This is a genomic window from Desulfosporosinus sp. SYSU MS00001 (assembly GCF_049943955.1).
Lineage (GTDB): Bacteria > Bacillota > Desulfitobacteriia > Desulfitobacteriales > Desulfitobacteriaceae > Desulfosporosinus.
The window spans coordinates 224,979-249,719 of sequence record NZ_JBNFTW010000001.1; the positions used below are offsets into that span (position 1 = coordinate 224,979).

The window sequence follows — 24,741 nt, forward strand, 5'->3', positions numbered from 1 at the left end:
GCCAAAAGTTAAGAGCTAAGAGTTAAGAGTTAAGAGCTAAGAGTTAAGAGTTAAGAGTTAAGAGTTAAGAGTTAAGCAGTCCCTGAGAGGGGTGAAAAATAACAGTTAGGATGGTAAAAGGTGCAAATTTCCTATTGAAAGGTTAGAGATAAAGGAGATGTATTGTCATGAGGCAAATTGCAATTTACGGAAAAGGTGGTATCGGCAAATCAACGACCACCCAAAATACAGTGGTGGCTCTGGCTGAAATGGGAAGAAAAGTTACAGTCGTGGGTTGTGACCCTAAAGCGGATTCCACGCGCTTGATTCTCAACAGCAAGGCTCAAACGACAGTGATGGATTTGGCCCGTGAGCGGGGGACTGTGGAAGATTTGGAACTGGAAGATGTTTTAGTTGAAGGTTTTTTAGGTATTCGCTGTTCCGAATCAGGGGGGCCGGAACCAGGGGTAGGCTGCGCAGGCCGAGGGGTTATCACGGCGATTAACTTCCTGGAGGAAAACGGAGCTTATACCTCGGATACCGATTATGTTTTCTACGATGTTTTAGGAGACGTTGTTTGCGGCGGGTTTGCCATGCCGATCCGTGAAAACAAAGCGAAGGAAATTTATATTGTAACTTCCGGCGAGATGATGGCGATGTATGCTGCCAACAATATTTCGAAGGGGATTCTCAAATATGCCCTGACCGGAACGGTGCGTTTGGGCGGTTTAATTTGCAACAGCCGTGTTGTGGACAAAGAACAGGAATTGATTGAGGCCTTGGCTAAAGCGTTAAATACCCAAATGATTCACTTTATGCCCCGGGATAATGAGGTTCAGCGAGCTGAAGTGCGCAAACAAACGGTAATTCAATATAATCCCAGCCATCCTCAGGCAGATCAATATCGAGAATTGGCCAAAAAAATTGAGAATAATACCCAGCTGACCATCCCGACTCCGCTCAGCATGGATGAATTAGAAGCCTTAATGATGGAATTCGGCATTATGGAAATGTAATAACGGGCAGCGATGGAAATGAGGGAGGACAGCCTTATGAGTGTATTAGAGACAACGGATTTCCGGAAACAGGTTGTGGAAGAAGTATTGGAGATTTATCCGGAGAAGGCCAAAAAGAATCGGAGAAAACATATCACCGTCAAAGAAAATAATGAGTGCTCCAGCTGTGCTGTTAAATCAAACGCCAAAACAGTTCCGGGGCTGATGACTGCCCGGGGGTGCGCTTATGCGGGAGCCAAGGGAGTTGTTTGGGGGCCGGTAAAAGACATTACCCATATTTCCCACGGGCCTGTGGGGTGCGGGTTTTACTCCTGGGCTAACCGCAGGAATCTGGCGGAAGGCGAGATCGGTATAGACAACTTTGTCCCCTTTTTATTCACTACAGACTTTCAGGAGAGCGATATCATCTACGGCGGAGACAAAAAGCTGGAGAAAGTTATTGAAGAGGTTGTGGAGCTGTTTCCCAATACCAAAGGGGTTTCTGTCCTCTCGGAATGTCCTGTAGGGTTGATCGGTGATGACATTGAGAGCGTGGCGCGGCGCATGACTGAGAATCTGAAGCTGCCGGTCATTCCCGTTCGCTGTGAGGGATTTCGGGGCATCAGTCAGTCATTGGGTCATCATATTGCCAATGACGCCATCCGCGATCACCTCATTGGCAAAGGTCCGAAACGAGACGTCGGTCCCTACGATGTCGGGATTATCGGGGATTACAACATCGGCGGCGATGCTTGGGCCAGTAAAAAAATTCTGGAGGAAATGGGCTTAAACGTTGTTAATATCTGGACCGGGGATTCTACTGTAGAAATGCTGCAAAATGGGCATCTTGTCAAGCTGAACTTAATTCACTGTTATCGCAGTATGAATTACATGGCCCGTCACATGGAGGAAACTTATGGTACTCCCTGGCTGGAGTTCAACTTCTTCGGCCCGACAAAGATCAGAGAATCGGTTCTTAAAATTGCTGCCATGTTTGATGACTACATTATGGAAAAAGCTCATGCCGTTCTGGAAAAGTATGAGGCAGAGATGCAGAAGGTTATCGAGATTTATCGCCCGCGTCTTGAGGGGAAAAAGGTCATGCTTTATGTAGGAGGGCTTCGCCCCAGGCACGTGGTGGGAGCCTATGAGGACTTGGGCATGGAGGTTATCGGGACGGGCTACGAATTCGCCCACGGCGAAGATTATGACAAAACTATGGCCAACATTAAAGACGGGACCCTCATTTACGATGATGTAACAGCCTATGAACTTGAGGAATTTGTTAATAAACTTAAGCCTGATCTCGTTGGATCAGGGATCAAAGAGAAATATGTTTTTGAGAAGATGGGTCTGCCTTTCCGGCAAATGCATTCCTGGGATTATTCAGGGCCGTATCATGGTTACCAAGGGTTCCCCATTTTCGCCCGGGATATGGATATGGCCATTAACAGCCCTACCTGGAAATCAATTAAAGCTCCCTGGGCTAAATAAGTTGGGCAGAAAGGATGTCGCATATGGAGACTTGTACTAAGGTCACAAAAGATTGGCTTAATTCGATGGAATACCGGGAAAAGAATTTTGCCCGTGAAAAATTGGTGATTAATCCGGCTAAAGCCTGCCAACCCCTCGGTGCCCTGCTTTGTTCTTTGGGAATTGAAGGATGCCTGCCTTTTGTTCATGGTTCTCAAGGATGTGCCGCTTATTTCCGCAGCACCTTGGCCCGGCATTTCCGGGAGCCTGTAGCAGCGGTATCCGATTCCATGACTGAGGACTCGGCGGTTTTTGGCGGACAGAATAACTTTCATGAAGGTTTGAAGAATGCCTATACCGTTTACAAGCCCAAATTGATCGCGGTTTTCACCAGCTGTATGGCTGAAGTTATTGGTGATGATATTAAGGCTTATTTAGGGAATGCCAAAAAGCAAGGTTCAATTCCCCAAGAGTTTCCCGTTGCTTTGGCCAACACCCCAAGCTTTAAGGGGTCGCACATTATGGGCTATGACTCCATGCTTAAAGGTCTTATTGATTGTTTGGGTGAGCCGAGAGAGGAGGATAAACTTAACGACAGGCTCTATGTTGTTCCTGGATTTGATACCTATCCCTCGAATCTTCGGGAATATAAGCGCTATCTCAAAATTATGGGTGCTCCCTTCACCCTAATTCCTGATCACAGTGAGGTCTTAGATTCCCCGAATTTGGGCACCTATGAGCTCTTCCCCGGCGGAACCCCCATTCAGGACATGAAGGAATCCTTAAATGCCAAGAGCTATTTATGTTTACAGTCCTATTCCACTCCGGCAACCAGCAAGTACCTGGAAGGCAAAGGAGTTCCTGTGGAAACAATTCCCATGCCCATCGGCGTTGGGGGAACGGACAGATTCATTGAAGCCATCGCCAAATTCACGGGCCAGGATGTTCCCGAGGAAATTACCCGTGAGCGGGGACGGGCCGTTGATGCTATGACAGATGCTCATCAATATATTCATGGCAAGAGGTTTGCTCTCTTTGGCGATCCGGATATTCTGATCGGCGTCGTCTCCTTCCTCTTGGAAATGGGCGGGGAGCCTGTTCATATCGTTTGTACCAACTCCACCCCCGCCTTTAAGAAAGCGATGGAGAAGCTGCTTGCCTCCAGTCCTTACGGTCAAGGCGCGACACTCTATCCCGGCAAAGATCTCTGGCACCTGCGGTCTTTGTTGGTGACGGAACCGGTTGACATGTTGATCGGCGACGGCCACGGCAAATATGCAGCCCGCGATGCCGATATTCCCTTAATTCGCATCGGCCTGCCTATTTATGACCGGGTGAATCTCCACCGCTATCCAATCATTGGTTATAACGGGGTTATTAATCTGATTACTATGATTGCTAACACCTTTCTGGAGGAAAAGGACAGGAATTCCACAGACACCTATTTTGAATTAATGCGTTAGATGCGTTGAGAACGGAGGGGTCATTTATGTTTACCAATCTAACAAAATTGGACCTCAAAGATAAACCTTCCCTGGCAGAGGCCGGGTCGCCGAAATTGTGCATGAAGGCCCTGCCCGGCGAAGGCGCAGAGCGGAGTTGTGCTTATGATGGAGCCAGAGTTGTGCTGATGCCCATTACCGATGTTGCACATCTTATTCACGGTCCCATTGCCTGCGCGGGAAACTCATGGGATAACCGGGGAGCTCGCTCCTCCGGTTCCCAGCTTTACCGCCGAGGGTTGACCACTGATCTCCTGGAGAACGACGTAATTTATGGCGGAGAGTTGAAGCTGAAAGAGGCTATCCGGGAAATTGCCGCCAAGCATCAGCCGAAAGCAATCTTTGTCTACGCAACCTGTGTTTCTGCCCTGATCGGTGATGATATGAGCAAAATCTGTGCCGAGGCTGAGGCGGAACTGCCAATTCCCGTCATCCCTGTCAACGCTCCGGGCTTTTTGGGTGATAAGAATATCGGGAATCGCATTGCCGGCGAAGTTTTGTTTGAACGGGTTATCGGCACCGGCGATGTTTCGGCAGAGAAAATTCCCTTGTCCATTAATCTGATTGGCGAATATAACATCGCCGGGGACCTTTGGGGAATCCTGCCGGACTTAAAAAACCTGGGGATTACACTGCAAACGGCAATCACGGGAGACGCCAAGTTTGATGATCTGCGCTCGGCCCACCGAGCCTGCCTGAATGTCCTGATTTGCTCCAAAAGCCTGACCAACTTGGTGCGGAAAATGGAAATTCACTATGGGATACCATTTATTGAAGGCTCTTTTTACGGAATTCACGATACTTCCGCAACCCTGATTGCTATCGCTAAAGCCCTTAGGGACCCTGACTTATTAACGAGAACTGAGGCTTATGTGCAGAAGCGAGAGAAGGAAACACGGGCAATTATAGCTCAATATAAAAAGCGTTTAGAGAATAAACAGGCTATTTTGTTTACCGGGGGGGTTAAGACCTGGTCCATGGTTTCTACCCTGGCGGAATTAGGGATCAATATTCTGGCGGGAGGGACGCAAAACTCCACTCCGGAGGATTTTCAACGGATGAAAGAACTTATGGATCCCACGGCTCAGATTATCGAAGACACCAGTTCAGCGGGATTTTTAAAGATTATTGCCGAGAAAAAACCGGATTTGATTGTTGCCGGAGGCAAGACAAAGTATTTGGCTCATAAAACGCGAACGCCCTTTCTCGATATTAACCATGGCCGAAAACTTCCTTATGCCGGTTATGAGGGAATGGTCACCTTTGCCGAGTCTTTAACACGAACCGTCTTTAGTCCGGTTTGGGGGTATTTAAGAGCAGAATTTCCCCCGGTGGGAGGGTAAGAGCATGATGAATGCAAGATCGTATCAGGGTAATCCTCAAAAAAATAGTCCAGCCTTGGGAGCGACCTTAGCTTTTCTCGGAGTGAATGGACTTCTGGCTTTGCTCCATGGGTCGCAGGGGTGTTCTTCCTTTATTCGCCTGCAGCTGTCCCGCCATTTTCGAGAACCGATTCCCTTGAATTCCACCGCTCTTTTAGAAGATTCGGCGATCTTTGGCGGTTGGGAATATCTCAAAAAAGGGATTGCCGTGGCAGCCGATAAGTACAAACCGCAAATTATAGGGGTCATGAGTACCGGTCTGACGGAAACCTTTGGCGATGATATGGTGAGTGCCCTGTCCAGCCTTCGCTCGGAACGGACGGACTTACTGGATCTGCCGGTTGTTTTAGCCAGTACTCCGGATTATATCGGCTCTATGCAAGAAGGCTATCAGCGGACGGTGGAGTCGCTCTTGACCACCTTGGCCGTTAATTCCGAAATTGATGAGGAAGTTTCCGGCAGCCTCGAGGATGAAGGAGATGGTAAGGCCAGAGCTCAAGCTGAATCCCTCCCTGCCGTTGTCTTACTGCCTGGATGTCATTTAACGCCGGGGGATGTGGATGAACTTAAAGAGATTGTCAGTTTGTTCGGTTTTCAAGCGATTACTATTCCTGACTTGTCGATCTCCCTAGACGGGCATGCGGAGTTGGAAGCAGCTCCTCTGGTACAGGGCGGGACATTGCTGCAAGATTTCCGGCGTTTGGCCAAGTGCAGTGCTTGTTTTTCCTTTGGCTTAAGTATGGAAAAAGCCGGAGAATTTTTAAAACGCACTTACGGGATTCCCCACACCAACTTTCCTTCCCTGACCGGCTTGGCGGCAACGGACTCCTTTATTTTGACCCTGGCTCGGCTAACGGGTAAATCGATCCCTGAAAAACTTCTGCGTCAAAGAGCCCGGTTGTTGGATACGCTGGTTGATTTTCATGATCAATTGGGGAAGCTCAGAGTTGCAGTTGCTTTAGAAATGGACCTTTTGTATAGCTTGGCGTCCTGCCTGGCTGAGGTGGGTGCGGAAATTACCTTGGCCTTAGCGGCCTCCCCAGCGGGAATTCACAGGCTCTCACTGCCTGTTCCCATTGAAGTGGGAGATTTAGAGGCTCTTGAAGAGGGAGCACGGACCAGCACTTTGATTATCGCCAATTCTAATGGCCGTCAAGCAGCAGATAAGCTGAAGAAGCCCCATTTAAGAGCGGGATTGCCGGTGTTTGATCGGGTTGGTTATCCGCAAAAACGCTGGATCGGTTATGAAGGAACTCAACAGTTTCTCTTTGATACGTTAAACTCACATAATTAGCTGGAAGCAGAGACGGGGGACCCACTCCCGCTTAAGAAGTGGGAGTCTTACAATTGGATAAATTAATTATGCGAGGAGGTTTCGGAATGTTAATAGCCTTTGCCAGCAGCAACGGAGAATCCATAGATTCGCATTTTGCATCTTCACCAGCCTTTGAAGTCTATGAGTTCGGAGGCAAAAGCCGTGGCTTTGTCCATTCTGCGCAAGTTCATACGGAAAAGGCCGCCGGCGGCGAAGAAGCGGAGGATAAAGTTGATGTTCGGATCAAGCAATTAAAAGAATGCGCCATTATCTATTGCACTCAGATCGGCGGACCGGCGGCAGCCCGCCTCGTTCAGAGTGGTATTCATCCCTTGAAGGTGCCGGAAGGGACAAAAATTTACGACGAGTTGGGTAAACTGGTGCAATTGTTTAATTCCGGCAAACTGCCGCCTTGGTTAAGAAAGAAACTGGCTCAAGAAAAGAGGTGAACGAACAATGATTGACTGCAAGACATTTGGGGGATTTTCCTGGACCCCTTTATATGTGGAAACCATCGATAAGGACAAATGCTTTGGCTGTGGGAGATGTGTTAAATTGTGTGTGCAAAAGTGTTTGGGACTGGAAAGCTTCGAGGATGAGGAGGGGACAGAACGCCATGTTGCTGTCATTGTCGGTAAGGATCAGTGCATTGGCTGTCAGTCCTGCGGCAGCGTTTGTGTCCGGAAGGCTCACAGCTTTAAAGCAAAATCTGCCTGAGTGAACTCGCTTACGTTAAAGCTGAACATCGGGTCTTCAGATACAAGAGAATTCATTTTCATCTCCAACTGTTTTGAGCTTCAGAGAAACTCATGAAGCGTGGAGATAACCATGATAGGAGGGATTAAGATGCAACTAGAATGTCTGCAAAGAAATCAAACCAGTCCTCGCTTAGATTTAGGGCACCCCTGTTTTGCCACTCACGGACATGGCAAAACAGGACGTATTCATCTTGCTGTGGCTCCGGGGTGTAATATCTCCTGCAATTATTGCGTCCGTAAATTCGATTGTGCTAATGAATCCCGACCGGGAGTAACCAGTAAGGTGCAAACACCGGAGGAAGCTTTGGAAACTGTCCGCAAGGCGAAGGGTTCGGAGATGGGACCGAAGTACAGGGTTGTGGGAATTGCCGGTCCCGGCGAACCTTTAGCCAACAGTGCAACCTTTGCGACTTTCCGAGGGGTAAAACGGGAATTTCCGGACATGATTCTTTGTTTAAGTACTAATGGACTGCTCTTGCCGGAAAAAATTGAAGAGTTAACAGAGATTGGAGTATCCCATATCACGATTACGATTAATACCCTTGATGAGGACGTGGGAGCTAAGATTTACAGTTATGTACGCTGGAAAGGGAAAACTCTCATTGGGCCCAGGGGAGCAAGGGTTCTGCTGGAAAATCAGCTTTCAGGTCTGCAAATGGCAGCTCAGGCCGGTATGACGGTAAAGATCAACACAGTGATTATCCCGGGGATTAATGACAAGCTTCTCTACAGCTTAGCTCAAGAAATTAAAAAGCGAGGTGCCCACATTCATAATATCGTTCCTTTGATTCCTCAGGCCAAACTGTCTCATATCAAAGCTCCCTCCAAAGAAATGATCGCCGGCTGCCGGAGCAGTATGGGTGGAATCCTTCCGCAAATGCAGCATTGTCAGCAATGTCGTGCGGACGCCATTGGTATACTTTAAGAACGAAAAGGGGTGTTAGCTATGGAAAGGATTATGTTATGTGATACGACTTTAAGGGATGGTGAGCAAGCACCTGGTGTCGCTTTAGGGTTCCGGGAGAAGGAAATGATTGCCCGGGCTTTGGCAGACGCCGGTATTGACGAACTGGAAGTAGGAGTTCCGGCGGTTGGAGACTCGGAAATTAAGACAATTTCCCAGCTGGCAGCTTTGCATTTACCGGTTCGTCTCATAACCTGGAACCGAGCTGTGCTGACAGACCTTCAGGCAAGTTATCGTACGGGGGTTGAAGGAGTCGCCATCTCTATTCCCGCTTCAGAACAGCAGATCTGCAACAAATTGAGAAAAGACCGGGCTTGGGTTCTCGAACAAATGGGGCAATGTATTTTAAATGCCAAAAAAGAAGTCGACTATATTGTCCTAGGTTTGGAAGATGCCAGTCGAGCAGATTTTATTTTTCTGGCGGAAATTTTGGCCGAAGCAGAAAGACTGGGTGTTAATCGCGTGCGTTTTGCCGATACCATAGGTGTTTTAGAGCCCATAAAAGTATTTTTCACCCTCCAGGATCTGGTCAGGATGTCCGGCATTCCTTTGGAATTTCATGCGCATAACGACCTGGGCATGGCTACGGCGAACTCTCTTGCAGCTGTTCAGGCAGGATTTAAGGCTTTGAGTGTAACGGTAGGGGGATTGGGCGAGCGGGCAGGAAATGCACCTTTGGAAGAGGTGGCAGTTGCTCTGAGGTACACCCTGTCTGAGGAGACAGGCATTGATTTGAAGTGCTTAAATACGATTGGTTCCCTGGTAAGTTTGGCAACGGGCCGGCAAATTCCCAGAGGGAAACCGATCATCGGGCGCGACGTCTTTACTCATACCTCGTCAATTCATATCGACGGTCTTAAAAAGGATTTCCACAACTATCAAACCTTTCCACCCGAAACGGTAGGCAGACAACACACGACGTCCTTCGGCAAATACTCTGGCCGCAAGAGCATCCTGCGTTTGTTGAAGACTAAAGGGATAGAACTTGATCAGGAAACCATTGATAAGCTTCTGGCCAAAATTTTGCGGCGGGCCTGCGAAATTAAGAGGGTCTTGAGGGAAGATGATATTATGGAAATTGTCGTGAGCTCATGTTAGATGGGAAATCAAAGACTAAGGCCTTCTTTGCTGCAGCTAGCTCAAAGAAGGCCTTTAGTATATGTAGGTAAGATTATGACAGATCGGAAGCAGTAAGATTTAAGGCAGAACGGAAGTGGTAAGGATATGACGGATCAGAGTCCTCGCTATAGGATAAGAAGGGCAAATCAAGGGGATATCGGAGGAATGACCAATCTCCTCAAACTCTTATTTTCCCTGGAAAGCGATTTTTCCTTTGCTGAGTTGACTCAGCAGCGGGGATTGCAAATGATGCTCGCTGATACTAGGATGCGTTGCCTCATGGTGGCAGAATCGCAGCAGCAAATCATAGGAATGTGCACGGCCCAGATGTTGGTTTCGACGGCCGAGGGCGGAAGCGTGGCCTTGATTGAAGATGTAGTTATTGAGGAAGCCTGGAGAGGGCAGGGCTTGGGAAAAGAATTGTTGTCGTCGATAGAAGCTTGGGCCCTGGAGAGAGGCGCTGCCCGATTACAGCTCTTAGCGGACCGCAATAACACCCCGGCTTTGGCTTTTTATCAGGCACTGAATTGGAAAACTACAGAGATGATATGTCTGCGGAAAGGTGGGAAATTATCTTAAGGTAATCTCTAATTTTTTTAGTTTTTTGTAAAGGGAATTACGGGAAATCCCCATCTCTTTGGCTGTATGGCTAATATTGCCTTGACATGTTAACAGTTTGTTGATTATTTCCTGCCGCTCATTCCTGGCCAAGAGCTTTTTAATGGAGAGTTTATCCTGGTCATTGGTTAATGTATTCACCTTATTTAACGCATTTAACCTCTTGGCGGAATCTGAGAAACGTTCCCTTTCCGGTTGTGAAACAGATGGATCGGGCAAGAGAATTTCATCCGGAAGGTGTTCCGGGCGTATACCTTGTCCTTGAGCTAAATTCACCATTCTCTCGATAACATTTTGCAATTCGCGAACATTTCCCGGCCAATGATATTGACTTAAATAGGTGACAACCCGCGAATCAACAGGCAGGAGATTTACGCCCAGCTTGGTGCATAGTTCTTTATAAAATGCTCTGAATAATAAAGGGATGTCTTCCCTCCGTTCCCGCAAAGGAGGAAGGGAGATATTGAGGACATTAAGGCGAAAGAAAAGATCCTGCCGGAAATTTCCTTTTCTGACTTCTTCGCGGAGATTCTTATTTGTAGCACAGATGATGCGGACATCCACCAGCACCGATTGATAACCTCCGATTCTCATGACACGCTTATCTTGCAGGACCCTGAGGAGGGCGACTTGTTGTTCCAGGGGCATATCGCCGATTTCATCCAAAAAGAGGGTTCCCCCTGCGGCCAGCTCGAATTTGCCAGGCCTGCCGCCGGACTTGGCTCCGGTAAAAGCACCGCCTTCATAACCAAAAAGCTCGCTGCCAATCAATTCCCTCGGGATGGCACCGCAGTTGATGGGCACGAAGGGTCCGTTCCTGCGGCTGCTGGAATTATGGATCGCCTGAGCGAATACCTCTTTGCCTGTGCCGCTTTCTCCTTGGATCAGGACATGGCTTTTGCTTGTGGCGGCAATTTTGGCTAATTCGATGCCCTTTTGGAGCTCTTTGTTCACGCCAATGATGGCTGAAAATTCATAGGCTGCCGGTGCTCCGCTGCCCCGATTTGCGCAATGTTTGTTTCGGGGAATTGGGTTGATAAATAAAACGCCTCCCGAGAGGTCTCCCTTGTCATCTCTAACCGGTTTTCCGGAAGAAAGACAATTGGTGCTGCCCTTGGGAGTATAGGTTGTAATTTCGGAACTCTTAAAGGATTTTCCCTCTGCCAGCATCTCTTGTATAAGCGCTGACTTGCCGAGGTACTTCGTGATGGGGTTTCCTTTGATTTCTGCTTCGGGTTGGTGAAGGATGGTTTCGGCTATCGGATTTATTTGTTCGATCAGTCCTCCCTTATTGAGAACGATGATTCCTTCGGAAACAGTTAGAATTACATTCTTCAAGCGATTATTGAGCAAACTTAAATCTCTATTTTTAAGGTGCGCCCGGATTTGAATTTTAAAGGCCTCCACAGCAGCTACGACCATGCCCAGGGTGTGTTCATGAGTTTTCCAGTTAGGTCCGGACATTTGTAATACGCCCATGATTTTTCCCTGAGAATCCAAAATGGGAGCGGCGGAACAAGTCCAGAAATGAACTTTTTGACAATAATGTTCTGCGCCGGAGATCTGGACAGGTTTCTGAGTTGCCAGGGCCGTGCCAATACCGTTTGTGCCGACTTCTTCTTCAACCCAGCTGGCTCCTTGGCTTAAATTGAGCTGCGTAGCAACGGTCATTGTTTCACGGTCTCCAATTACTTCCATGATATAGCCATGTTCATCGGAGAGCATGACTATAAAACCTGATCCGGCGACGAACCGGTAAAGGTTGGTCATAAAGAGTCTGGCAATTTGCAGCAGGCTTCTTTTTTTGGCCCGTAAATCTTCCAACTGCCTCTGGTCTAAAAGCAGGTGACTGACGCCGTTGTGATAAGGATTAACACTGGCCTCGGAACAGCGCTGCCATGAGGCAGCTACCTCCGCGCGCACAATACCGTCATCGATGGCGGCACCCGAGACAAATCTATTCCATGCCTGGGTAATTTCCGGAGCGATATCTTTGGTCATACTTAAGCCTTCCTTCTTTGGAAAGAATAATCATTTCTAAGATCTTGTTACCATAGAATTCAGACAATCGTTCTGACTAAGTTGCTCAACACATCTCAGAGAAAATTTTCATGTACAAGTCATGTTTTAGATTTCTGTTGCACCTCCTTTCTGAAGCCGGCCTGCAAAATCGGGGAGTGTTTACGGATTGTCACCCTGTTGTTTGAACAATAGGGTGACAAATGGGTTACAAATGGGTTACAATGCTTTTTTGGGATAGCTGAGAAAGGAACAGCACTTAGTACTTTTGGTGCTTGTTTTTTTATGCTATGAGAAAGTACATCCTTCGGTTGTATACTTTCTCATGGCATAAGGGCAACTATCCTTGTCACTTTCGCCGCAGCAAACAAGTGCGAAGACAGTGTCTTCGAGCGCCAGCTGAGTTTCTTTACTTACATCGTAGTCATTTGGCATAGAAAATGCAATCTCAGTATTTAGAAAATTTACGAATGTCAAATAATGAGGGGGCGATTGTTAAACGTTACAGATAAAAACTAAATTGCAGATTAAAAGTTGAGATGAAGAGAGTGGATTTGTGAACTCTGAAATTTATATTAAGAGGAGTGGGATTACGATGGAAAATATTGCCGATCAGGAGTACAAACTTTATATCGATGGTCAATGGGTTGAATCTCAAGATGGGAAACGCTTCAAATCTATTTGCCCTGCCAATGGTGAAGTTTTGGCCACATGTGCTGATGCCAGCAAGGACGATGTCGATAAAGCAGTTGGGGCGGCCTGGAAGGCATGGGAGACGTGGAAAGATATCAGTCCTCAGGATCGAGCCGCTATGTTATTGAAAATCGCCGATTTAATTGACCAGAACGCTGAGCGACTGGCCATGATCGAAACTCTCGATAACGGCAAACCGATCAGGGAAACCTCGGGAATCGACGTTCCTCTCTCTTCAGATCATTTTCGCTATTTTGCTTCTGCCATCCGGACAGAAGAAGGCGAGGCAGTGATGATCGACAAAAATACCATGAGTCTTATTCTCAGAGAACCTATCGGTGTCGTCGGACAGATTATCCCCTGGAATTTCCCCTTGCTCATGGGGGCCTGGAAAATTGCTCCTGTCTTAGCCGCAGGCTGCTGTACCGTTATTAAGCCGTCAAGCAGTACTTCTTTGAGTCTCTTAGAACTGGCTAAGATTTTTGATCAGGTTCTCCCTCCCGGAGTGGTGAATGTGATCACGGGCCGAGGTTCAGGAGCCGGCAATTATATGTTGGAGAATCAGGGCTTCCGCAAACTGGCCTTTACCGGTTCCACTGAGGTTGGGTATACGATTGCTGATGCTGCGGCCAAAAAGCTAATTCCTTCCACGTTGGAATTGGGCGGAAAGTCTGCCAATATCTACTTCCCTGATTGTCCCTGGGAGAAAGCTATCGAAGGTTTGCAGATCGGCATCTTGTTTAATCAGGGTCAAGTATGCTGCGCCGGTTCCCGTGTTTTCGTCCATGAAGATATTTATGACAAGTTTGTCGCCGAAGCCATCACGGCCTTTAATAAGGTGAAGGTTGGTTTGCCTTGGGAAAAGGATACTCAATTAGGCTCCCTGATCTATGAATCCCATTTGCAGGATGTCTTAAACTATATTGAAATTGGCAAGCAGGAAGGGGCTAAAGTTGCCTGCGGCGGCTACAGAATTAAAGACAAGGGCTTGGATAAAGGGTGCTTTATGGCTCCGACGCTTCTCGTTGACGTTAACAATAAGATGCGGGTTGCTCAGGAGGAAATCTTCGGCCCTGTTGCCGTGGTGATTAAATTTAAGACTGAAGAAGAAGTGATTGCCATGGCTAATGACAGTGAGTTCGGTCTGGGCGGAGCGGTATGGACCAGAGACATTAATCGGGCCTTCCGCGTGGCCAACAGCATCCAGACCGGCCGAATGTGGATTAACAACTATAATAACCTGCCTGCCCATGCGCCCTTCGGCGGTTATAAAAAGTCCGGCATCGGCCGTGAAACTCATAAAGTGATCCTTGATCATTACACTCAGATGAAGAATATCTTTATGAGTCTGAGTGAAGACAAAGTCGGGCTTTATTAGACAATGGGGAGCAGGATGACTGAACAAGGGGGGGTCCAAAAGGGTTGTCAATATTCAAAGCGCGGTCGTGTGCTAAACTATGTGGTTGGAAAAATTTAAGGGTTATACTTGCAAAGTAATGGGTTCCAAAATTAGGTGCAAAATCGAAAGCCACAGAAAAATCTCCAATAACTCTAATAAATTAGGGGCTAAATGCGTAAAATTCACATTAGCCCCTAATGCTTTGTTTGTGGGGAAATACTCAGGTGCCTCGGTGGGTAATTTTTTACGCTGCGGTAGAAGGTGCTGAGCTAGTAAATTGTAAGGAAATTGTATTAAGTATAAAATTTCCTACTGTCTTGTGCAATTTGCTCAGGGCATAGTATAATGGCTTTAGTTAAGTTTTGTTAGTTTTAGATAGTTATAGTAATGTGTCGTTAGGAAATGGCCAAATACAAACTAACTTAAACAAACAAAATTAGTGTTACATAGAGGGGGAGTAAATGTGAAAAAGATCGTTTTATTGGTATCCAGTCTGCTCTTGATTTTCACTTTAGTGGGTTGCGGCACAGGAAATACTGCCCAATCCTCAGAAAACACTGCAAACACTTCACAGACTCAAGCGAAACCCACTGAGATTATGATCGCTGCTGCCGCAAGTTTAAAAGATTCCTTGACGGAACTTCAAAGCGATTATACAAAAGTAAAACCTGATGTAAAACTTACCTTTAATTTTGCGGCTTCCGGTACCCTTCAGCAGCAAATTGAACAAGGCGCTCCTGTGGACTTATTTATTTCTGCCGGAAAGAGTCAGATGGATGCCCTGGAGAAAAAGAATTTATTGCTTAAAGACAGCAGAATCAACTTACTGGGCAATGATTTAGTTCTCGTTGCTGGGAAAGATAACAGTAAGATTGCTTCCGTACAAGATTTGGCAAAAGCAGATGTTAGTCAGGTCAGTATCGGTACTCCTGAATCAGTGCCTGCAGGCAAATATGCCCAGGAATCTTTGAAGAACCTCAAACTTTGGGATGCTGTCCAGTCCAAACTGGTCCAAGCCAAAGATGTGACCCAGGTCCTTAATTACGTTGAAACTGGGAATGCAGATGCAGGTTTTGTTTATCGCTCGGATGCTCAACAATCAAAGAAAGTAAAAGTTGTTGCCGTTGTTCCCGATAACACTCACACTCCCATCGTTTACCCGGCAGCTATCATTGCCGCAACGAAAAATCAGCAAGCTACTCAAGATTTCTTCAAATACTTACAAAGTGCCGATGCTCAAAAGGTTTTTCAAAACTATGGATTTAAAACTTTAGCAAAATAATTGATAGCCGGGTGAGTCCTATGGATTTTAGTTTTGTGCCGATTATATTATCTCTGAAGGTAGCTTTGGCAGCTGTTATCATTGTCACCTGTTTTTCCATTCCCATAGCAGGACTCATGGCACGGCGGGAGTTCTGGGGCAAAGATGTTGTGGAGTCAATTATTACCTTACCCTTAGTACTCCCGCCTTCCGTTATCGGTTTTATGCTGCTGGTTGTTTTCGGGAAGAACGGTCCCTTAGGCGTGTTTCTTGAACAGTTCTTTCATACTAGAGTTGTTTTTACCATAGAAGGAGCGGTGATCGCGGCAGTTGTGGTTTCCTTTCCTTTAATGTACCAATCTGTAAGGGTTGCCATGGAAAATGTTGACCAAAACCTGGAGAAGGCTGCCCGCACCTTAGGGGCGAGGGAAGTAAGGGTGTTTTTAACTATTACTTTGCCGCTGGCCTGGAATGGCATTATTGCCGGTTTGGTTCTGGCCTTCGCCCGGTCACTGGGGGAATTCGGGGCGACCTTGATGATCGCCGGCAATATCCCCGGCAGAACTCAAACCATGCCTCTGGCTATCTATTTTGCCAATGAATCGGGGGATATGCGTACGGCGAGTATCTTGGTTATTCTCATGACTGCCTTTAGCTTTCTGGTGATTTATGGCTTGAATCGCTGGGGAAAAGGAAAACGACGAGATGCGCGGGGAGGCGGGACAAATGCTTAAGGCTCATTTTAAGAAGAAATTACCCTCCTTTGAGCTGGAGGTTGATGTTTCCATCAGTAATGGTATTCTCGCTCTCGTCGGGCATTCCGGTGCCGGCAAGACGACAATTCTGCAATGTGTGGCAGGCCTTCAGACCCCATCTTGGGGTGAAATCGCAATTTCCAATAAGACAGTCTTCTCTTCCGAATTAGGGACAAATGTTCCTATTCGTAAACGGCGTATCGGGTATCTCTTTCAAGATTATGCTTTATTTCCCCATATGACGGTTGAGAAAAACGTCCTGTATGGCAAGCCGAAAAAAGGGAGTGCTTCCGAAAAAGTCCTTACCGCCGGAGATGTGCTGGAGATGCTCAAAATTGGACATCTGCGGAATCGCTATCCTAGTCAGATTTCAGGGGGAGAGAAACAGAGAGTTGCCCTTGCTCGGGCTTTAATGACGGAACCGGAATTATTGCTGCTCGATGAACCTCTCTCGGCTCTTGATCAAAACACCCGCAGCACCCTCCAACAAGAGCTGCTTAAGCTCCAAGCACAATGGAAGATTCCTTTTGTTCTCGTGACCCATGACCTTCAGGAAGCCGAAATGTTGGGCAATCAGATCATTAAAATTGATCATGGGCAACAGGAGATAATCAAGGAACAGGAAGAACAGGGAAAACTGGAACTAGTCAGGGGACTTAATAATGCCCGATGAGCGGATCTATCGTTTCTCAATATTATGTGCATGATTATAATGTGAAATTATTATGATGGGCATAGGGGGAGAAAATCCTCAGATGATGTTTCCGAAAATTTAATAATGTATCTCCGAGCCAGAAGGACCTAAAGAGCAAATGAGTGCATCCAAGGTCGCTGGACAGGATTTTTGATCCTCAGGGTGTCTCTGGAAACGGGTACGCCTTCACGTTTTGAAAAGGAGCAGCACGGAATACCGGTTGAATATCGGTTTAATAATGGCTCCCTTTTTAGGGAGCCATTATTTTGCTCAGACATATGTCGCGAACGGCACCTTTCTTTGAGCATCAGTGCAGCTAATCCCCGAAGACACTGTCTCCGTACCTGTTAGTCAAAAGTTTTTTTTAATGATAACCTTTAACGAAAAGGGAAAGGAGGATATTTTGTTTAGCTTTATAAGCGAAATGGATTTTTCACCATTATTGATTTCTCTCAGGGCGGCAACTTTGGCTACCCTTGTGACCTTCTTTTTCGGCCTGGCGGCTGCAAATTTTGTCTCAGTTTATCGGGGGAAATTTAAGGGGGTGATTGACGGCCTTCTTACCTTGCCTCTGGTTCTGCCTCCAACCGTCGTTGGATTTTTACTGCTTTTAGTTTTTGGCAGGAATGGTCCTCTGGGTAAATTTCTGCTGGGCCTTGGAATGACGGTCATCTTTTCCTGGCCGGCCACAGTTATTGCAGCTTCTGTTGTGGCATTTCCTTTAATGTATCGAACTGTGCGCAGTGCTTTTGAGCAAATTGACCCTACCCTTATTTATGCCGCTCGTACTTTGGGTGTCTCGGAATGGAAAATATTTTGGAGGATAACCATTCCTTTGGCCTGGCCGGGGGTAGCCGCCGGGACAGTATTAGCTTTCGCCAGGGCCTTAGGTGACTTTGGCGCTACTCTGATGATCGGCGGCAATATTCCGGGAGAAACACTGACGATCCCTGCGGCTATCTTTTTTGCCGCCGAAGGAGGAGATATGGAAAAGGCTCTGTTATGGGTGATCCTGATTTTTATTATTTCGTTGATCGTCATGACGTTAATGAATTATTGGTCAGACTTCCAGCGCAAGACTATTGTTGCAGGCGGCAGAGAATAAGATGGGATTGATTGTTGATATCCGCAAAGAATTAGCGGGTTTTGAACTCAAGGTTAACTTTGAAACTCAGGGAGAGGTTTTAGGCCTTTTGGGGGCTTCAGGTTCAGGCAAAAGCATGACGTTACGCTGTATTGCCGGTATAGAATCTCCTGATGAGGGGCGAATTGTCCTCAATGGCCGCGTTTTGTTTGATTCTCAAAAAGGCATTAATCTGCCTTGCCGGCGCAGGAAAGTCGGCTATGTCTTTCAAAATTACGCCTTGTTTCCTCATCTGACGGTGGAAGAAAATATTGGCTTCGGAATTGGGAAGCGGAAGCGGGAAGATCGTTTGGCGATCATTAAGGAAATGGTTAAGATGATAAAGTTGGAGGGCTTAGAAAAGAGATACCCCAGCCAGCTCTCAGGAGGCCAACAGCAGCGAGTTGCCCTGGCCAGGGCCTTGGGGGCAAAGCCTGAAGCCTTGCTTTTAGATGAACCCTTTTCAGCTCTGGATGATTATCTGAGAAACCACATGGTCAAACAATTAACGGAGACTTTGGCCGGGTATTCTGGGGCAACTTTGTTTGTGAGCCATAATATGGAGGAAGTCTATCGGGTATGCCAACGTTTGATTCTCTTGGCACGAGGGAAAATCGAAGGGAAAGGAGGGACGGAGGAGGTATTTAAAGCTCCCTCGTCGCTGGCGGCGGCCCAATTAACGGGGTGCAAAAATATTTCTCCTGCCAATTACATATCGCCTTTTAAGCTGGAAGCCCTAGCTTGGGGCATTACCTTGAACACTAATATTCAGCTCTCACGACAAGTTGCCCATGTAGGTGTTCGTGCCCATTTGATCGGAACTGCCGCCGGGGAAATGAGGGATAACGTATTTCACTGCCGGCTTAATTCGATAAGCGAAGGGCCTGCCAGAATATCGGTTTATCTGGCGGTAGAACAAGATCATTGGAGGCAGGGCAGCCAGCTGCTGGAATGGGAAATGACTCCGCAAATGTGGCGGGCAATGAAAGATCAGCCGCAGCCCTGGAGTTTACGAATTGCCCCCGAAGACCTGATTATTTTCTGAATATTCCTTTGATTTTAAAAAGAGAGGGAGGAAAATAAGATGTTTTCCGGAATTAAGAACCCAAAAGGAAATCGAGTAATCTTAGGAGTGCTTAGCTGCATTATTCTGCTCCTGTTAGTATCCGTCTCCGGGTGTGCAAGCAGTGTCAAGGATGCTTCAACTACAGCAGGCAGTGGTGCCGGCCAAAGCAAGCAAGTTAAACTTGTCATTTCTACAGCCCCTAGTCTAAAAGGTTCCTTTGATGAAATAAAAACTCTGTATGAGGCTAAAAATCCCCAAGTAGCCTTGACGTTTAATTACGGACCCTCTGGTTCACTGCAAAGTCAAATCGAGCAAGGGGCAGACACGGACATTTATATTTCTCAGGGTAAGCCCCAGATGGATGCTCTGGAACAAAAAGGGCTTATTCAGAAAGATTCAAGGGTCAATTTGTTAGGTGATGAACTGGTCTTAATTGTCAATAAGAATAATACTTCTATTAAAAGCTTTGCAGATTTAAGCAAGCCGGAGGTTAAGAAAATCGGCATCGGCGAAGCTAAAACTGTTCCGGCGGCTAAGACGACTCAGGAAACCCTAAAAAGTCTTAAATTGTGGGATAAATTACAACCTAAGATGGTCATTGGTAAAGATTTGATGCAAATTATGGCCTACGTCGAAACGGGAAATGCTGATGCCGGCTTTGTCTGGGATACCATAGCTATCACTTCGGATAAGGTGAAGGTTGTAGCAACTGCACCCGCCGCTTCCCATTCTCCCATCGTCTTACCGGCCGCCATTGTTGCATCTTCTAAAAACAGCGAGGCAGCTGCCAAATTCTTAGCCTATTTAGAAAGTGATGAGGCTATGAAAATCTTCAACGAGCATGGTTTTGTCAAGGGAAAATAATTGGAATCTCGAGGTGGATGAAAATGCTTTATATTAGTGATGAAACGATTGAGCGTTGGCTCAAGGAAGATGTTCCCTATCTTGATTTAACAACGCAGTCTCTGGGTATTGGCGCCTTGAAGGGAAGAATAACGTTTAAAGCGAGAGAATTTACAGTGTTATCTGGAGTTGAGGAGGTATTGAGGATCTTTGCCAAGCTGGGGATCACGCCGGTTCGGTTCCTGCCTTCGGGAACCGTTGTTAATAAGGGGGATGTCTTTATTGAAGCCGAAGGGTTATCCTCAAGCCTGCATATGGCTTGGAAAGTGTCGCTGAATATCCTTGAATATTCTTCAGGTATTGCCACCAGGACCAGGAAGATGGTGGATAAGATTCGAGCCGTGAATCCCAAGGCTGCTCTTTTGGCTACCCGCAAATCATTTCCGGGGACTAAAGAACTTTCAATCAAGGCAATTATCGCCGGAGGTGCTTTACCTCATCGCTTAGGATTGTCGGAGACAATTTTGGTATTTAAGCAGCATATGGTTTTTCTCGGCGATGTTCATGATTTAGCGCAAAGGGTAAAAGAAATTAAAGCCCAGGCCTGTGAGAAAAAATTTATCGTTGAGGTGGAAACCATTGAAGATGCACGTCTTCTGGCTGAAGCCGGCGTTGACGGATTGCAGTTCGATAAAATCCCTGCCGCGGAGCTAAAGACTATTGTGGAGCAAATCCGGCAGATTAATCCCCGGATTACTCTGCTGGGAGCGGGTGGTATTAATGAAGGAAATATTGAAGAGTACGCTCGTACGGGAATTAATGGTCTTGTAACCACTTCGGTGTATTTCGGAAAACCTTCTGATATCGGAGTCACCATGGAAAAGATAATTTGAGAACTTAAATGAGATGAGATTGGACCTTGGAGAATTTGAAAGGAGCGAGAAAGCCATGGAATGGTTTACCTTAACGATTGACGGGCGGGAAGTCTGCGTTCCCAAAGGGACGACGGTACTCGAAGCCTGCCGTCTGAATCATATGCCGATTCCCACCTTGTGCCATAACCCGGAATTAACACCTTCCGGTTCCTGTCGTTTGTGTGTGGTTCAAATTGAAGGAATGCGCAATCTTCCCCCGGCATGTGCTACCCAAGTTACCCAGGGGATGAAGGTGGAAACTCAGACTCCCAAGGTAAGAAATGCCCGTAAAATGATTTTGGAATTGTTAGTTGCCAGTCACCCCTTGGATTGCATGACTTGTCAAAAGCTCGGCAGCTGTCTCCTGGCTAAGTATGCTTATGAATATGGTGTCAAAGGGAACGTCTTTCAGGGTGAAAAACACGACCTTCCCATTGACGACACTAATCCCTACATTTTAAGGGACTTGAATAAATGCATCCTCTGCGGGAAATGTATTGCCACTTGTGAGGCGGTCGCAGAGCGCAATGTGATCGGGTTCGCCTATCGGGGATTTAAGACTAAGGTCGCTACATTTATGGATACGGATTTGAAAGATTCTGCTTGTGTCTATTGTAACCGGTGTGTCTCTGTCTGCCCCGTGGGGGCTCTTATGGATAGGAGCATGATCGGTAAAGGCAGAGAGTGGGAATTAACAACAGAAGAAGTGACGTGTACGTTTTGTGAGTCAGGCTGCAAATTCAACCTTAACTTTAAGAACGGTAACATGGTGGGAGTTACAGCCAAAACAGCCGCTGCGGGCCGCCCTCTTTGTCTGAAGGGTCGAATTGGTTCTGATTTAAGGTACAATCCCGAGCGCACTGCAAGACCTTTTGTGAAACAGGACGGGGAATTTGTGCAGGTGACCTGGGGAGAATTCTTAGGCCTCGGCGATATTCTGGAAAAGCTTAATTCTTTGGCCTAGAGTTTAACCACGTTAGCAAGAAGTCCCCCTCCCTCAAATTCATTATGAATGGCTTTTCTCAGATAAAGCTAAGAGAAATTAGTCTTCCAAATAATAATTATGTAGATTCGTACTGGATAACTATCAAGACTAACGGGAACAGAAGGTTCGGAATGAATCTCTACAATAATGGCTGAATCACCATATTTGACTATAACTCAACTAAGATTGCTGCTAAATCATATAGTATAACAAATAAGTTTGATCTAACGACTATTCGAGACTTATTTAAATAATAAATAAAGGAAACGATCATTTTCTCCAATTAGGAAAACGACCGCTTCCCCGGTAAGACAATTACGTAAAACTATGCTTCACTGCTAGAATGAACTCGAGTTACCATTCATGTGACAGTGATTAATTGAACACCTACTGCTCTTAGCTTCGGAATCCGTAGATAGTTTGGCTCTTCTATATTGAAATGTTTCTATGGCTAAGATTATAGTTATTGTATGTTTCTGTTAAGCTCGTCGACTACTTCTCTCAAAGTTAATATGCCAAACATTGTTTTAGGAAACCCAGCCGTGGGAGCTACTAACATCATGGCATGCTCAATTTCTTCTTTCGTACATCCTCCTGTTAATGCTTTGAGAATATGCGTTCTCAAAGCATAGGGGTATTGACATTCGGTGGACAAGGCGACTTTAATTAACCAGCAAGTTTTTTGATCAAGGGGACCTGTTTCATGGACTAATTTGCCATAGGTCTCGTAAGCTTGATAGATTTGCTCGTGGTTGGCTGTAAAATACTTCAAATTTTCCTCAATGGCGTCCAGATTGTCAAAGTAATCGCCCAAACTATTTTCCTCCCTATAATATCTTATGGTTTTCTTTGAATATCTCGCTCCTCATAAGTTTAATGTTAATTTGGCAATAGATGGTCAAATTTATTCTCCTTGCAGCGATTTTTTACTGATGTCTTACACGATTCTTGCGGAGTTCCCTCACTATCTGATATACTTTATGTTTAGGATGGATCAGCTGAAATTTTGAATTACTATTTCTGGATATAGAAATGAGGGGGAAGACCTTGGCACAGGCTTCGCAACGTATTCGTAACTTTTCTATTATTGCGCACATTGATCACGGTAAATCCACGCTGGCGGATCGCTTAATTGAATATACGGGAGCTCTAAGCAAGCGTGAAATGGAGGAACAGGTCCTTGATTCCATGGACTTGGAGCGTGAGCGGGGGATAACGATTAAGCTTCAGGCGGTACGCCTCAGTTATCAGGCTAATGATGGTGAGGTTTATGAGCTGAACCTTATTGATACACCTGGGCATGTCGATTTCACTTATGAGGTGTCCAGGAGCTTGGCAGCTTGTGAAGGAGCCTTGCTGGTGGTTGATGCTGTTCAGGGAATTGAAGCCCAAACCCTGGCTAATGTTTATTTGGCGTTGGAGAACAATCTGGAGATTATTCCGGTAATTAATAAAATTGATCTCCCCAGTGCTGAACCTGAGCGAGTGCAGCAAGAAATCGAAGATGTCATTGGCCTGGATGCCAGTGATGCTATTCTTGCTTCGGCAAAAGTGGGAACCGGTGTGGAGGAAATCTTAGAAAGAATCGTGACCATGGTTCCACCTCCTCAAGGAGACGATGAGGCTCCTTTGCAAGCCTTAATTTTTGACTCAAAGTTCGATGCCTATAAAGGAGCAATCTCCTATGTACGGGTGGTTGAAGGACGGGTAGCCAAAGGGACGACGATGAAGATGATGTCCACGGGAAAGGAATTTGAAGTGACGGAAGTGGGTGTATTCACGCCTGCTATGAAAATCGTCGAAGAACTGAAAGCCGGGCAAGTTGGTTTTATCGCGGCCAGCATTAAGAATGTAAAGGACACTCAAGTTGGGGATACAATTACCGATGCTGAACGTCCTGCTGCCGAACCACTGCCGGGATATCGGAAATCCACCCCGATGGTCTTTTGCGGACTTTACCCCGTCGAAACCAATGATTATAACCGCTTGCGGGATTCTTTGGAGAAGCTTCATCTAAATGACGCCAGCTTAGTGTTTGAACCGGAGACTTCGGCTGCCCTGGGTTTCGGTTTTCGCTGCGGATTTTTAGGTCTGCTCCACATGGAGATTATCCAGGAACGTTTAGAGAGAGAATATGATTTGAATCTCATAACTACGGCGCCAAGTGTTATCTATAAAGTGAAGAATATCCTTGGAGAAGTCCTGGATATTGACAATCCTTCCAATTTGCCTGTTGTCGATCAAATTGAGACGATTGCGGAACCGGTAGTTAAAGCGACGATTCTGGTTCCCGCTGATTTTGTCGGGCCGATCATGGAACTGAACCAAGAAAAACGCGGGACTTATTTGGCGATGGATTATGTGTCCAAAAGCAGGGTGAGACTGGTCTATGAACTTCCCCTCAGTGAAATCGTCTTTGATTATTTTGATGAATTAAAATCCCGGACCAAAGGGTATGCTTCTCTCGATTATGAGTTAGCAGGCTATAAGGAGTCGGATTTAGTTAAAATCGATGTTCTTTTAAATGGTGAGTTGGTGGATGCCCTTTCCTTTATTGTTCACCGGTCGAAATCCTATAACCGGGGCAGAAAACTGGTGGAAAAGCTGCAAGGGATTATTCCGAGACAAATGTTTGAAATCCCCATCCAGTCTGTCATCGGAAATCGGGTTATTGCCCGCGAAACGGTTCGGGCTATGCGCAAAGATGTCCTGGCGAAATGTTACGGAGGAGATATTTCCCGTAAACGAAAACTTCTCGAGAAGCAAAAAGCGGGGAAAAAGCGCATGAAACAGGTTGGAAATGTTGAAATTCCCCAAGATGCCTTTATGGCCGTGTTAAAGATTGAAGATTAGATGGCTAAATTTATAAGGAGAGAGGTACCAG

The 24,741-nt window shown here is 46.3% G+C and carries 22 protein-coding genes and 1 riboswitch; of the genes, 20 read left to right on the top strand and 2 right to left on the bottom strand.

All coding sequences use genetic code 11. The annotated features are described in order from the left end of the window. The first annotated feature begins 167 nt into the window (after positions 1 to 167). The 10 genes from nifH (at position 168) to ACPUYX_RS01105 (ending at position 10,066) form a co-directional block, all read left to right on the top strand. Positions 168 to 995 carry a nitrogenase iron protein gene (gene nifH / locus ACPUYX_RS01060; protein WP_426377897.1) on the top strand — a complete coding sequence of 276 codons (828 nt, stop codon included), beginning with the start codon at positions 168 to 170 and terminating at the stop codon, positions 993 to 995. Between the two features lie 36 nt (positions 996 to 1,031). Next, positions 1,032 to 2,468, top strand: coding sequence for a nitrogenase molybdenum-iron protein alpha chain (gene nifD, locus ACPUYX_RS01065; RefSeq protein WP_426377898.1), 1,437 nt, complete (start codon positions 1,032 to 1,034; stop codon positions 2,466 to 2,468). 14 nt (positions 2,469 to 2,482) lie between these two features. Next, positions 2,483 to 3,910 (top strand): nitrogenase molybdenum-iron protein subunit beta, encoded by a 1,428-nt coding sequence (gene nifK, locus ACPUYX_RS01070; protein ID WP_426377899.1) that lies wholly within the window; start codon positions 2,483 to 2,485, stop codon positions 3,908 to 3,910. A gap of 26 nt (positions 3,911 to 3,936) precedes the next feature. Beyond that, on the top strand, positions 3,937 to 5,292 hold the full coding sequence (gene nifE / locus ACPUYX_RS01075; RefSeq protein ID WP_426377900.1) for a nitrogenase iron-molybdenum cofactor biosynthesis protein NifE: 1,356 nt from the start codon (positions 3,937 to 3,939) through the stop codon (positions 5,290 to 5,292). A 4-nt stretch (positions 5,293 to 5,296) separates the two neighbouring features. Further along, entirely contained in the window at positions 5,297 to 6,625 is a 1,329-nt protein-coding gene (gene nifN / locus ACPUYX_RS01080) for a nitrogenase iron-molybdenum cofactor biosynthesis protein NifN (RefSeq protein ID WP_426377901.1), read from the top strand. 86 nt (positions 6,626 to 6,711) lie between these two features. Further along, positions 6,712 to 7,095: a NifB/NifX family molybdenum-iron cluster-binding protein gene (locus ACPUYX_RS01085; protein WP_426377902.1), complete on the top strand. Its 384-nt coding sequence runs from the start codon at positions 6,712 to 6,714 to the stop codon at positions 7,093 to 7,095. Between the two features lie 7 nt (positions 7,096 to 7,102). Then, positions 7,103 to 7,363 carry a 4Fe-4S dicluster domain-containing protein gene (locus ACPUYX_RS01090; RefSeq protein ID WP_426377903.1) on the top strand — a complete coding sequence of 87 codons (261 nt, stop codon included), beginning with the start codon at positions 7,103 to 7,105 and terminating at the stop codon, positions 7,361 to 7,363. A gap of 129 nt (positions 7,364 to 7,492) precedes the next feature. Then, positions 7,493 to 8,329: a radical SAM protein gene (locus ACPUYX_RS01095; RefSeq protein WP_426377904.1), complete on the top strand. Its 837-nt coding sequence runs from the start codon at positions 7,493 to 7,495 to the stop codon at positions 8,327 to 8,329. A 21-nt stretch (positions 8,330 to 8,350) separates the two neighbouring features. Next, the gene (locus ACPUYX_RS01100; protein ID WP_426377905.1) at positions 8,351 to 9,466 is read left to right on the top strand and encodes a homocitrate synthase/isopropylmalate synthase family protein; all 1,116 of its coding nucleotides are present in this window, start codon (positions 8,351 to 8,353) and stop codon (positions 9,464 to 9,466) included. 126 nt (positions 9,467 to 9,592) lie between these two features. Further along, positions 9,593 to 10,066, top strand: a complete 474-nt coding sequence (locus ACPUYX_RS01105) for an N-acetyltransferase family protein (protein ID WP_426377906.1) — start codon at positions 9,593 to 9,595, stop codon at positions 10,064 to 10,066. Here the strand turns inward: ACPUYX_RS01105 and ACPUYX_RS01110 are convergent. Beyond that, positions 10,058 to 12,106 (bottom strand): sigma-54-dependent Fis family transcriptional regulator, encoded by a 2,049-nt coding sequence (locus ACPUYX_RS01110; protein WP_426377907.1) that lies wholly within the window; start codon positions 12,104 to 12,106, stop codon positions 10,058 to 10,060. The two genes, ACPUYX_RS01105 and ACPUYX_RS01110, sit on opposite strands and share 9 nt — an antisense overlap. Positions 12,107 to 12,719: 613 nt before the next feature. On the opposite strand from ACPUYX_RS01110, the gene ACPUYX_RS01115 reads away from it, so the two are divergent. The 9 genes from ACPUYX_RS01115 (at position 12,720) to ACPUYX_RS01155 (ending at position 21,836) form a co-directional block, all read left to right on the top strand. Next, positions 12,720 to 14,195 carry an aldehyde dehydrogenase family protein gene (locus ACPUYX_RS01115; RefSeq protein ID WP_426377908.1) on the top strand — a complete coding sequence of 492 codons (1,476 nt, stop codon included), beginning with the start codon at positions 12,720 to 12,722 and terminating at the stop codon, positions 14,193 to 14,195. A 484-nt stretch (positions 14,196 to 14,679) separates the two neighbouring features. Next, the gene (gene modA, locus ACPUYX_RS01120; protein ID WP_426377909.1) at positions 14,680 to 15,498 is read left to right on the top strand and encodes a molybdate ABC transporter substrate-binding protein; all 819 of its coding nucleotides are present in this window, start codon (positions 14,680 to 14,682) and stop codon (positions 15,496 to 15,498) included. Positions 15,499 to 15,518: 20 nt separating this feature from the next. After that, positions 15,519 to 16,211 carry a molybdate ABC transporter permease subunit gene (gene modB, locus ACPUYX_RS01125; RefSeq protein WP_426377910.1) on the top strand — a complete coding sequence of 231 codons (693 nt, stop codon included), beginning with the start codon at positions 15,519 to 15,521 and terminating at the stop codon, positions 16,209 to 16,211. Next, positions 16,204 to 16,905: an ATP-binding cassette domain-containing protein gene (locus ACPUYX_RS01130; RefSeq protein ID WP_426377911.1), complete on the top strand. Its 702-nt coding sequence runs from the start codon at positions 16,204 to 16,206 to the stop codon at positions 16,903 to 16,905. Before modB (ACPUYX_RS01125) ends, ACPUYX_RS01130 begins: the two co-directional genes overlap by 8 nt. Before the next feature lie 99 nt (positions 16,906 to 17,004). Then, positions 17,005 to 17,147: riboswitch (molybdenum cofactor riboswitch) on the top strand. A gap of 203 nt (positions 17,148 to 17,350) precedes the next feature. Then, entirely contained in the window at positions 17,351 to 18,031 is a 681-nt protein-coding gene (gene modB, locus ACPUYX_RS01135) for a molybdate ABC transporter permease subunit (protein ID WP_426378298.1), read from the top strand. 1 nt (position 18,032) lies between these two features. Next, positions 18,033 to 19,094, top strand: a complete 1,062-nt coding sequence (locus ACPUYX_RS01140) for a sulfate/molybdate ABC transporter ATP-binding protein (protein ID WP_426377912.1) — start codon at positions 18,033 to 18,035, stop codon at positions 19,092 to 19,094. Positions 19,095 to 19,133: 39 nt separating this feature from the next. After that, entirely contained in the window at positions 19,134 to 19,979 is an 846-nt protein-coding gene (modA, locus tag ACPUYX_RS01145) for a molybdate ABC transporter substrate-binding protein (protein ID WP_426377913.1), read from the top strand. A 23-nt stretch (positions 19,980 to 20,002) separates the two neighbouring features. Beyond that, positions 20,003 to 20,851 (top strand): ModD protein, encoded by an 849-nt coding sequence (gene modD, locus ACPUYX_RS01150; RefSeq protein ID WP_426377915.1) that lies wholly within the window; start codon positions 20,003 to 20,005, stop codon positions 20,849 to 20,851. A 55-nt stretch (positions 20,852 to 20,906) separates the two neighbouring features. Then, on the top strand, positions 20,907 to 21,836 hold the full coding sequence (locus tag ACPUYX_RS01155; protein ID WP_426377916.1) for a 2Fe-2S iron-sulfur cluster-binding protein: 930 nt from the start codon (positions 20,907 to 20,909) through the stop codon (positions 21,834 to 21,836). A gap of 484 nt (positions 21,837 to 22,320) precedes the next feature. Here the strand turns inward: ACPUYX_RS01155 and ACPUYX_RS01160 are convergent, their stop codons facing one another. Then, positions 22,321 to 22,671, bottom strand: a complete 351-nt coding sequence (locus tag ACPUYX_RS01160) for a carboxymuconolactone decarboxylase family protein (protein ID WP_426377917.1) — start codon at positions 22,669 to 22,671, stop codon at positions 22,321 to 22,323. Between the two features lie 233 nt (positions 22,672 to 22,904). Here ACPUYX_RS01160 and lepA point away from each other — a divergent pair, with 233 nt between their 5' ends. Further along, complete coding sequence (gene lepA, locus ACPUYX_RS01165; protein WP_088228765.1) at positions 22,905 to 24,710, top strand: translation elongation factor 4; 1,806 nt, start codon at positions 22,905 to 22,907, stop codon at positions 24,708 to 24,710. The last annotated feature ends 31 nt before the right edge of the window (positions 24,711 to 24,741 follow it).